This is a genomic window from Angustibacter aerolatus, from assembly GCF_054776675.1.
Genome location: NZ_BAAHBM010000101.1, coordinates 1 through 10,253 on the forward strand (window position 1 = coordinate 1; position 10,253 = coordinate 10,253).

Sequence of the window (10,253 nt, forward strand, 5' to 3'; positions counted from 1 at the left end):
CGGCGGCCGCGCGCGGGCCCGGGCCGCCGGTCGGGCGCAGGTGCAGGACGTGCGTGCCGCACAGCGTGCGCTGGAGCAGCGCCTCGACGAGCTGGCCACGGCGGCCGAGGTGCTGTACGCGACGAGCGCGGTCTACGCCGGCGTGGCCGTCAGCACCGATGCGGCGCGGCTGCCGCGGCTGGCGCAGCTGCCCGGCGTCCGCGCCGTGCACCCGATCACCCTCAAGCACCTCGCCGACGCCGGGTCCGCCGCGCTCGAGGCCGTGCCGCGCGCCTGGGCGACCCGGTCGGACGCCGGGACCGGCCGCGCGGTCAAGATCGCCGTCGTCGACACCGGCGTCGACTACACGCACGCGACGTTCGGCGGCCCGGGCACCGAGGCCGCGGCGTCGGCCGCGCTGTACGCCGACGACCAGCCGCCGAGCTACCCGGCCGGCGGCGTCGTGGTCGGGGGCACCGACCTCGTCGGCGACGCCTACGACGGCACCCCGGCGCACCCGCCGGTGCCGGACGCGAACCCGATGGACTGCGACACCCACGGCACGCACGTCGCCTCGACCGCCGCCGGACGCGGCGTCACGTCGTCCGGCGCCACCTACGCCGGCCCGTGGACGTCGGGCACCGACCTCAGCACGATGACCGTCGCGCCTGGCGTGGCACCCGAGGCCGACCTGTACGCCGTGAAGGTGTTCGGCTGCGGCGACGGCGGCACCGCGGTGGTGGCGCAGGCCCTGGAGTGGGCGGCCGACCCGGACCACGACGGCGACTTCACCGACAAGATGGACGTGGTGAACCTGTCGCTCGGCAGCGACTTCGCCTCGCCCGACGACCCGGACGCCGTGGCGGCGAACCAGCTGGCCGCCGCGGGCACCGTCGTGGTGGCCGCAGCCGGCAACACCGGCGACCTGCACGACGCCGTGAGCTCGCCGGCGTCGGCGAGCCGGGTGATCGCGGTGGCCGCCAGCGACGACGGCAGCGGCGTCGCCGGCGGCGTGCGCTCGGTGCGCACCGACGCCGTCGACGACATCGCGACCTTCTCGGCGCGCGGCTTCGGCACCGCCGGCGAGGTGAAGCCCGACGTCGCGGCCCCCGGCGTCACGATCTCGGCCGCGAACAGCCGCAGCGGCACCGGCGCCCGCACGATGAGCGGCACGTCGATGGCCTCGCCGCAGGTGGCCGGTGCGGCCGCCGTCGTGCGCGGGCTGCACCCCGACTGGGACGTCGAGCGGGTCAAGGCCGCGCTCATGAACACCGCGGCCACCGTCACCGGTCGCGGCGACCCGGCCCTGCCGGTGGCCGCCGTGCGCGCCGGTGCCGGCCGGGTGCAGGTCGACGCCGCGGCGCGGACGACCACGCTGGCGACCGCCGACGCGGTCGCCGGGTCGCCCGGGGCGGTCGGCGTGTCGTTCGGCGACCTCCCGGTCTCGGCCGACACCGTGCTGACCCGCACCGTCACGGTCCGCAACCTGTCGGGCGCGGCGCGGAGCTACGCGCTGTCGATGCCGGTGCCCGCGCCGCTGCAGGCGTCCGGCGTGTGGTTCTCGGCGCTCGGCGACTCGGGCGGCTCGACCGTCGCCGTGCCGGCCGGCGGCAGCGCCACCGTGCGGGTGCGGGTGCAGGTCGACCGCTCGGCCCTGCAGCACACCGTCGACCTGGTGCGCGACGACACCGGTGGTGCGACCTACACCGAGGCGTCGACGCAGCTGGTGCTCACCGACACCGCCGACCCGACCGACACCGTCGCGCTGCCGGTCTACGCCGCACCGCACCCGGTGGCCGCCGTGCGCGCGGCGGCCTCCACGGTGACGCTGCCGGCGGCGCGGGTGGCCACCGGCTCGCTCGGCCTGACCGGCACCGGCGTCCGGCAGGGCGACACCGACGCCGACCCGGACGCCGCCTCGACCTACTTCAGCAGCGTGAGCGCGTTCGAGCTGCAGGGCACGAGCCCGGCGCTGCCGTCGTGCGACGACACCGGCACCTGGCCCTGCACCGCCTTCGCCGAGGAGCGCGCCGCCGACCTCGCGTTCGTCGGGGCCGCCAGCGAGGCCCCCTACGTGGCGGAGCCGTTCGAGCCCGAGTCGAGCGCCGACTTCGGCCTCGGCTACATCGGGGTCGCCACCCGCGGTAGCTGGCGCACGCCGACCTACGCGACGTTCACCGTCTGGTTCGACACGCAGGGCGACGCCGAGCCCGACCTGGTGCTGCACAACGACCGGGTGCCCGGCACCGACGTCATGGTCGCCGTGCTGCAGCACGTGGTCGACGGCGTGCCGGGCGCGGTGGTCGACGTGCCCGGTGCCGACGTCGCGCAGCAGTACGTCGGCGCCGCCGACCCCACCTGGGACAGCGGGCTGTTCCACAACGACGTGATGGTGCTGCCGTTCGCGCTGCCCGCGATGGCGCAGGCCCTGCCGCACGGTGCCGACGTCGCGCAGCCGACCTCGACGCGCGTGCGCTACTGGGTCGAGAGCTCGACGGCGACCAGCGGCGTGCTGGACGCCGTGGGCGACCGCGACCACCCGATGTCGTTCGACCTGCGCTCGCCCGGCGTCGGTGCCGCGGTGCCGACGACCGACGGCGCGTTCCCGGTCGGCGGGTTCGACGACGCGACGTCGACGCTGCGGGTGCGGCACGACGCGGTGAGCGCTGCGGCCGACCGCTCGGTCGGCGCCGGCGCGGGCGACCGCGGCTCCAAGCTGCTGCTGCTGCACCACCTGAACCGGACCGGTGCCGGTGCCGGCACCCCCGGTACGTCCGCGGAGGTGGTCTCCGTGTCGAGCGGCACGGCCGTCGCGCTGACCGCCTCGGCGGCGACGGTGCGGTCGGGTGCGGGCACGACGCTCACCGCGACGACGACGCCCGGCGCCGTGGGCGGCACCGTCCGCTTCCTGGACGCCGGCCGGCTCGTCGCGTCGAAGGTGGTGCCGTCGAGCGCGACGTCGGGCGGCGCCACCGTGCAGGTGCCCGGTCTGGCGCTGGGCGTCGGCAGCCACGCGCTGACCGCCCAGCTGGTGCCGTCCGCGACCGAGGCGGCGCGCGGGTACACCACCTCGCCGCTCTCGCGCGCGGTCACGGTCACGGTGCAGCAGGCGGTCACCGCGGCGCTGACCTCGAGCGCCACGTCGTACGCCTACGGCGGCCGTCCGGTGCTCACCGTCCGGCTCGCCCCGACCACCGCGCCCGGCACGGTGACGTTCTACGACGGGTCGACCTCCCTGGGGCGCGCCACCCTCTCGGCGGGCACCGCGAAGCTCACCGCCCCGGTGCTCGGCGTGGGCACCCACCGGCTCACCGCCCGGTACGCCGGCGGCGGGCTCTTCGCCGCCAGCACCTCCGCCGTGCGCACGCTGACGGTGGGCAAGCGCGCGGCGGCGGTGTCGCTCAAGGCGTCCAGCACCTCGGTGCGCACCACCACCACCGTGGCGCTGACCGCGACGGTGGCGCCGTCGTCCGCCACCGGCACGGTCACCTTCCGCGACGGCACGCGCTCGCTCGGCACCGCGAAGGTGTCGAGCGGCCGGGCCGTGCTGAAGGTGCGGTTGCCGCGCCGGGGCACCCGCTCGGTGACCGCGGCCTACGGCGGCTCGAGCACGGTGAAGCCCGCCACCTCGAAGGTGCTGTCGGTCCGGGTGCGGTAGCGTCCACGTCCCGAGACGGGCCGCCCGCGATGTGGGACGGCGGCTAGCGTGCCGGGCATGACGCAGCCGTCCGCAGCCCAGCCGCCGTCGTCCGTCTCGATCGCCGTGGTGCCGGGTGACGGCATCGGGGGCGAGGTGGTGGCCGAGGGCCTGAAGGTGCTGCACGCGGCCACCGCATCGGACGGCGTCCGGCTCGAGCTCACCGACTACGACCTCGGGGCGCGGCGCTGGCACGCCACCGGCGAGACGCTGCCCGACTCGGTGCTGGAGGAGATCCGCGGGCACGACGCGATCCTGCTCGGCGCCGTCGGCGACCCCGGTGTGCCGAGCGGCGTGCTCGAGCGCGGGCTGCTGCTTCGTCTGCGCTTCGAGCTCGACCAGTACGTGAACCTGCGCCCGGCTCGGCTGTTCCCCGGCGTCCGCACGCCGCTGGCCGACCCGGGCGAGATCGACTTCGTCGTCGTGCGCGAGGGCACCGAGGGCCCGTACACCGGCAACGGCGGGGCGCTGCGGGTGGGCACGCCGGCCGAGGTCGCCACCGAGGTGAGCGTCAACACCCGCTTCGGCGTCGAGCGGGTGGTGCGCGACGCGTTCGCCCGCGCCCAGGCCCGGCCGCGCCGCCACCTCACGCTGCTGCACAAGCACAACGTGCTCTCGTACGCCGGGCACCTGTGGCGGCGCACCGTCGAGGCCGTCGGCGCCGAGTTCCCCGACGTCACGACCGACTACCTGCACGTCGACGCCGCGACGATCTTCCTGGTCACCGACCCCTCGCGGTTCGACGTGATCGTCACCGACAACCTGTTCGGCGACATCGTCACCGACCTCGCGGCAGCGGTCGTCGGCGGCATCGGCCTCGCGGCGAGCGGCAACGTGAACCCCGAGCGCACGGCGCCGAGCATGTTCGAGCCGGTGCACGGGTCGGCCCCCGACATCGCCGGCCAGGGGAAGGCCGACCCGACCGCCACGGTGCTGTCGGTGGCCCTGCTGCTGCAGCACGTCGGCCTGCCGGACGCCGCGGCGCGGGTCGAGGCGGCCGTCGCCGCCGACCTCGCCGGCCGCGCGTCGGCCGGGTCGCGCTCGACGTCCCAGATCGGTGACGCCCTGGCCGCAGCAGCCTCGGACGGCTGACGCCGCGGCACGGCGGTTGCACTACGGTAGTCGGATGTCCATGGACTTCCTGCTGAAGCGCAACGACCGGCTCGCGACCGCCGAGCGGCGGGCCGAGGTGCTCGCGAACCCGGGGTTCGGCAAGGTCTTCACCGACCACATGGTCACCGTCACCTGGACGACGGGCGACGGCTGGCACGACGGTCGCGTCGTGCCCTACGGCCCGCTGCAGCTCGACCCGTCGGCCGCGGTGCTGCACTACGCGCAGGAGATCTTCGAGGGCCTGAAGGCGTACCGCCACGCCGACGGCAGCGTGTGGGCGTTCCGGCCCGACCAGAACGCCGCGCGCTTCCAGCGCTCCGCGCGCCGGCTCGCGCTGCCCGAGCTGCCGGCCGAGGACTTCATCGGGTCGGTGCGCTCGCTCGTCGAGGCCGACCTCGACTGGGTGCCGGCCGCCGGCGACGGCGAGAAGAGCCTCTACCTGCGGCCGTTCATGTTCGCCTCCGAGGCCTTCCTCGGCGTGCGCCCCGCGGCCGAGATCACCTACTGCGTCATCGCCTCGCCGGCCGGCGCGTACTTCGCCGGCGGCGTGCAGCCGGTGTCGCTGTGGCTGTCGCAGGAGTACAGCCGGGCCGGCGCGGGCGGCACCGGCGCCGCGAAGTGCGGCGGCAACTACGCCTCGAGCCTGCTGCCGCAGCTCGAGGCCGCCGAGCACGGCTGCGACCAGGTGGTGTTCCTCGACGCCGCCGAGCACCGCTGGGTCGAGGAGCTCGGGGGCATGAACGTCTTCTTCGTGCTCGACGACGGCACCGTCGTGACGCCGCCGACCAGCGGCTCGATCCTCGAGGGCGTCACCCGCGACTCGATCATCACGCTGCTGGGCGAGCGCGGCCTGACCGTCGAGCAGCGGCCGTTCGACATCGCCGAGTGGCAGCAGGGCGCGGCGTCCGGCCGGATCACCGAGGCGTTCGCCTGCGGCACCGCCGCGGTCGTGACGCCGATCGGCCGGCTGGCCTGGCCCGACGGCGAGGCGGTCGCCGGCGACGGCGGCACCGGCGAGGTCACGGCGTGGGTGCGCGAGACGCTGCTCGACGTGCAGTACGGCCGCACCGAGGACCGGCACGGCTGGATGACCCGGCTCGTCTGAGCCGGCTCAGCGCCGCGGCCGCAGCCAGCGCTGCAGGTCGGGCCGCACCACGAACGCCTCCGCCTGCAACGCGGCGACGGCTACCCGCGGCAGGTCGCCGGCCCGCGGGAAGCACACCATGCGCGGCACCCAGTCGGGGCGGTACTTGGCGTTCGCGCGGTAGAGCGACTCGATCTGCCACCAGCGCGAGACCCACAGCAGCACCGACCGCCACAGCCGCAGCACCGGCCCGGCGCCCACCTGGCCGCCGCGCTCGAGCGCCGAGCGGAACACCGCGAAGTTCAGCGACACCCGCCGGACGCCGAGGACCTGCGCCTGCTCGGCCAGCGTCGCGACGAGCAGCTCCATCGTGCCGTTCTCGCTGTCGCGGGCGCGCCGCATGACGTCGAGCGAGAGGCCGTCCGACCCCCAGGGCACCAGCGTCAGCACCGCCACCAGCCGGCCCTCGCCGTCCCTGGCCCGGACGACGACGACGTCGGGGTCGGCCGCGTCGCCGACCCGACCGAGCGCCATCGAGAACCCGCGCTCCACCTCGCCGTCGCGGAAGGCGTCGACGGCGGCGGTCAGCTCCGCGATCCCGGCCTCGTCGAGGTCGCGCTGGCGGCACGCGGTCGCGGCGTACCCGGCGCGGACGGCGCGGGCGACGGCCTGCCGCACGACCCGCATCTCGCGCCCCTGCAGCGAGAACGTCGTGAGGTCGAGCACCGCCTCGTCGCCGATCTCGAGCGCGTCGAGCCCGGCCCGCACGTAGGCGGTCGCACCCTCCTGGCTGGCACCGAGCACACCCGGCGTCCACGCGTAGCGCTGCGCCTCGGCGAGCCAGGCCGCGATGGCACCGGGCCAGGCCTCGGGGTCACCGAGCGGGTCGCCGGCCGCGAGGGAGACGCCGCCGACCACCCGGTAGGCCACGGCGGCCTTGCCGCTGGGCGAGGTCAGCACCGTCTTGTCGCGGCGCAGCGCGAAGTAGCCGAGCGAGTCGCGGTCGCCGTGCCGGTCGAGGAGCACCCGCACGCGGGCCTCGTCCTCGGGCAGCAGCAGCGCGGGTTTGCGGCGCGGGGTGAGCAGCACGACGAGCACCACGCCGACCGTCGCGACGCCCAGGCCGGTCAGCGCCACGCTGGTGAGGTCGCCGAGCTCGCGCCGCCGGTAGGGCAGGTCGGGCACCAGGCCCACCAGCCCGCGCAGCGTCTCGCGCACCGCCGCCCACCCGGTCGCGTCCGGCGCCGTGCGCGCGGTGATCGCCAGGCCGGCGAAGAACGACACGCTCCCCATGAGCACGGCCGCGCGCAGTGCCGTCCAGCGCGACGCGGGCTCGGCCTGGGCCCTGAACTCCTCGCGCGTCCACACCAGCAGCGCGGCCATCGCCAGGTTGAGACCGGCCGCCTCCCACTGCCGCACGCGCAGGTAGAGCACCGCCGCGACGAGCACCAGGCCGAGCACCACCCGCCAGGCCCGGCGCTTGCGGTGCGACAGCGCGCGAGCCAGCACCAGCATCACCGCGGCCAGCGCGATGACGACGGCCAGCGCCGTGCCGTCGGTGACGGCGTCGCGGACGTCGTGCCGGTGCCGCTCGCCGTCGGGCGTGAGCAGCGCCAGCAGCGACAGCAGCGCCACGCCCCGCACCACCCACGCGACCAGCGCGGGCACGCGGCGTCGCACCCCGCCCGCCCCGCCGACGTCCGGCCGCCCCTGGCTCATCCGGGCCAGCGTATGGGGCCCGGTGCACGCCCCGCGGCGGGGTCGGGCCACCATCGACCCGTGCAGCGGACGGTGCGGGGCAGCTCCCGGGGGGCACCCGGCCTGGGCGCGCTGGCCGGGGTGCTCGGCGCCAACTTCCTGCTCGAGTGGGTGCTGCCGTCACGCAGCCCGGTCGCGACGACGCTCGTCAGCGACCTGCAGGCCGTGGGCCGGCCGTGGGCCGCGGCGTTCCGGGCCGGCGACGTCACCTCCTCGGTGCTGCTCGCGGTGCTGGCCGCGTGGGGGCTGCGCACCGGCGACCGCGGGCGGCGGTGGCGAGCCGGCCTGCTCGCGGTGCTGGCCAGCGCGGCGGCCACGGCGGCGGCCGCCCTGGTGCCGGAGACCTGCACCCCCGTCCCCGGTGCGGCGCCGTGCCCGTTCGACGCCGGCGCCGCGGCGCACGAGGTCGCCCGCGTGCTGGCCGTCGGCGGGGCCCTGGCGGGGGCGCTGCTGCTGTGGCTCGCCGAGCGGTCGCGGCGCCCGGGTGAGCCGTCCGCCGTCCGACGCGGACGCGTGCACCTCGCGACGGCGCTGCTCGCGGCGGCGTCCGGTGCGGTGGTGCTCGCTGGGCGGTACGCCGACCTGCCGCACCTGCTCGGCTGGCCGCAGCGGGTGCAGATCCTGGTGCTGTCGGCCTGGTGCGTCGCGATCGGCCGCTCGGTCGCGGCGCGCGACGGTGAAAAACACGCTCTGCGCACCATTGACGCGCGCCGCGCCCAGGAGCAGGATCCGGTGCCCTAGCGACCGGCCAGGCCTGAGCCGGTCCACGTGCCCACAGGTGGTGCGCATGGCCTCCGACCAGACCCTCGACCCCCACGCCGACGCCGACTCCGCAGCGCTCGCGGAGCTCGGCTACAAGCAGGAGCTGCACCGCGGGATGAGCGGCTTCAGCAACTTCGCCGTCTCGTTCTCGATCATCTCGGTGCTCGCCGGGTGCATCACCTCGTACCTGATCGCGATGAACAGCGGTGGCCCGGTCGCCATCACCGTCGGCTGGCCGGTGGTCGGCGTCTTCGTGCTCTGCGTGGCGCTGGCCATGGGCGAGGTCTGCTCGGTCTACCCGACCGCGGGCGGCCTGTACTTCTGGGCCGGACGGTTGGCCCGGCGCAACCGCGAGGCCTGGGCCTGGTACGTCGGCTGGTTCAACTTCCTCGGCGAGGTCGCCGTCACCGCGGCCATCGACTACGGGGCGGCGGTCACCTGGACGGCGCTGTTCAGCCTGGTCTTCGGGCTGGAGGTGACGCTGCTCAAGACGTTCGTGGTGTTCCTGGTCATCATCGCGATCCACGGGCTGCTCAACACCTTCGGCGTCACGGCGGTCAAGCTGCTGTCGAACGTGAGCGCCTGGTGGCACCTCGCCGGCGTCGCGATCATCGTGGCCGTGCTCGCGATCGTGCCCGACCGGCACCAGTCGATCGGCTGGACGTTCGGGCACTACGAGAACCACAACGGCTGGAACAGCGCGGTCTACGTGTTCCTGATCGGCCTGCTCATGGCGCAGTACACCTACACCGGGTACGACGCGTCGGCGCACGTGGCGGAGGAGACGAAGAACGCCGCGATCAGCGCGCCGCGCGGCATCGTGTCGAGCGTCTGGGTGTCGATCCTGGCCGGCTGGGTGCTGCTGATCGCCGTCACCGCCTCCATCCAGGACTACGAGGGCGCCCGCACCAGCGAGACCGGGCTGCCGCCGGCGCAGATCTTCATCGACGCCGCGGGCCGGCACACCGGCGAGTTCCTGCTGGCGATCTGCGCGGTCGCCCAGTTCTTCTGCGGCATGGCCTCGGTGACCGCGAACTCGCGGATGTCGTTCGCGTTCAGCCGGGACGGCGCGCTGCCGGGCTCGCGGCTGTGGGCGAAGGTCAACCCGCGCACCGGCACGCCGACCAACTCGATCTGGCTCTGCGTCGTCTGCTCGGTGGTGCTGACGCTGCCGGCGCTGAAGAGCCTGGTGGCGTACTTCGCCGTGACGTCGATCGCGGTCATCGGGCTCTACATCGCCTACGTGGTGCCGGTGTACCTGCGGCGCACCAACCCCGACTTCGTGCCGGGCCGGTGGAACCTGGGCCGCTGGAGCGCGGTGATCGGCTGGATCGCGGTGGTGTGGGTCGTGTTCATCGTGGTCCTGTTCATGCTGCCGCCCGCCTCGCCGGTGAACTCCTCGACCTTCAACTACGCGCCGGTCGCGGTGGTGGTGGTGCTGCTCATCGCGACGGTCATGTGGTTCGTCCGCGGCCGCAAGCACTTCATGAAGGACGTGCCGATGGGCCACGGCAGCAAGGCCGCCGCGGAGATCTTCGACTCGTGACACCTGTCGGGGAGGGGGCGGTGCCGCTCGCGGGTGCCGCCCGCCGGCTGCCGTCGGCGGTGCTGCGGCCGGTGCGCGACGGCAACGCGTTCGAGGCGACGGTCGAGCAGCTGGCCACCAGCGTGCGGCTCGGGGTGTTCGCCGGTGGCGAGCACCTGCCGCCCGAGCGCGAGCTGGCCGAGACGCTCGGCGTGAGCCGCACGACGCTGCGCGAGGCGATCGCGTCGCTGCGCGAGGCCGTCATGGTCGAGACCCGGCGCGGCCGCGGCGGCGGCACCGTCGTCACCTACCGGGCGCCGGCGCCGGGGTCGCAG

The 10,253-nt window shown here is 75.4% G+C and carries 7 protein-coding genes; 6 read left to right on the forward strand and 1 reads right to left on the reverse strand.

Annotation, left to right across the window (positions count from 1 at the left end):
- The first annotated feature begins 49 nt into the window (after nt 1-49).
- From ACYVI6_RS16400 to ACYVI6_RS16410, 3 genes are read left to right on the forward strand one after another with little or no spacing between them, the layout of a single operon-like run.
- Nucleotides 50-3,637 carry a S8 family serine peptidase gene (locus ACYVI6_RS16400; protein ID WP_460447394.1) on the forward strand — a complete coding sequence of 1,196 codons (3,588 nt, stop codon included), beginning with the start codon at nt 50-52 and terminating at the stop codon, nt 3,635-3,637.
- Nucleotides 3,638-3,694: 57 nt separating this feature from the next.
- Entirely contained in the window at nt 3,695-4,768 is a 1,074-nt protein-coding gene (locus ACYVI6_RS16405) for a 3-isopropylmalate dehydrogenase (RefSeq protein WP_284290334.1), read from the forward strand.
- 34 nt (nt 4,769-4,802) lie between these two features.
- A complete protein-coding gene (locus tag ACYVI6_RS16410) occupies nt 4,803-5,894 on the forward strand; it encodes a branched-chain amino acid aminotransferase (RefSeq protein ID WP_460447395.1) in 1,092 nt (363 codons plus the stop codon).
- 6 nt (nt 5,895-5,900) lie between these two features.
- Here the strand turns inward: ACYVI6_RS16410 and ACYVI6_RS16415 are convergent, their stop codons facing one another.
- A complete protein-coding gene (locus ACYVI6_RS16415; RefSeq protein WP_460447396.1) occupies nt 5,901-7,592 on the reverse strand; it encodes a phosphatidylglycerol lysyltransferase domain-containing protein in 1,692 nt (563 codons plus the stop codon).
- A 60-nt stretch (nt 7,593-7,652) separates the two neighbouring features.
- Between ACYVI6_RS16415 and ACYVI6_RS16420 the strand changes: the two genes are divergently transcribed.
- The 3 genes from ACYVI6_RS16420 to ACYVI6_RS16430 all read left to right on the forward strand — a co-directional run.
- Nucleotides 7,653-8,372 (forward strand): DUF998 domain-containing protein, encoded by a 720-nt coding sequence (locus ACYVI6_RS16420; protein ID WP_460447397.1) that lies wholly within the window; start codon nt 7,653-7,655, stop codon nt 8,370-8,372.
- A gap of 46 nt (nt 8,373-8,418) precedes the next feature.
- Nucleotides 8,419-9,939, forward strand: coding sequence for an amino acid permease (locus tag ACYVI6_RS16425; RefSeq protein WP_460447398.1), 1,521 nt, complete (start codon nt 8,419-8,421; stop codon nt 9,937-9,939).
- On the forward strand, nt 9,936-10,253 hold a 318-nt coding region (locus ACYVI6_RS16430), incomplete at its 3' end, for a FadR/GntR family transcriptional regulator (RefSeq protein WP_460447399.1). The genes ACYVI6_RS16425 and ACYVI6_RS16430, both read left to right, overlap by 4 nt.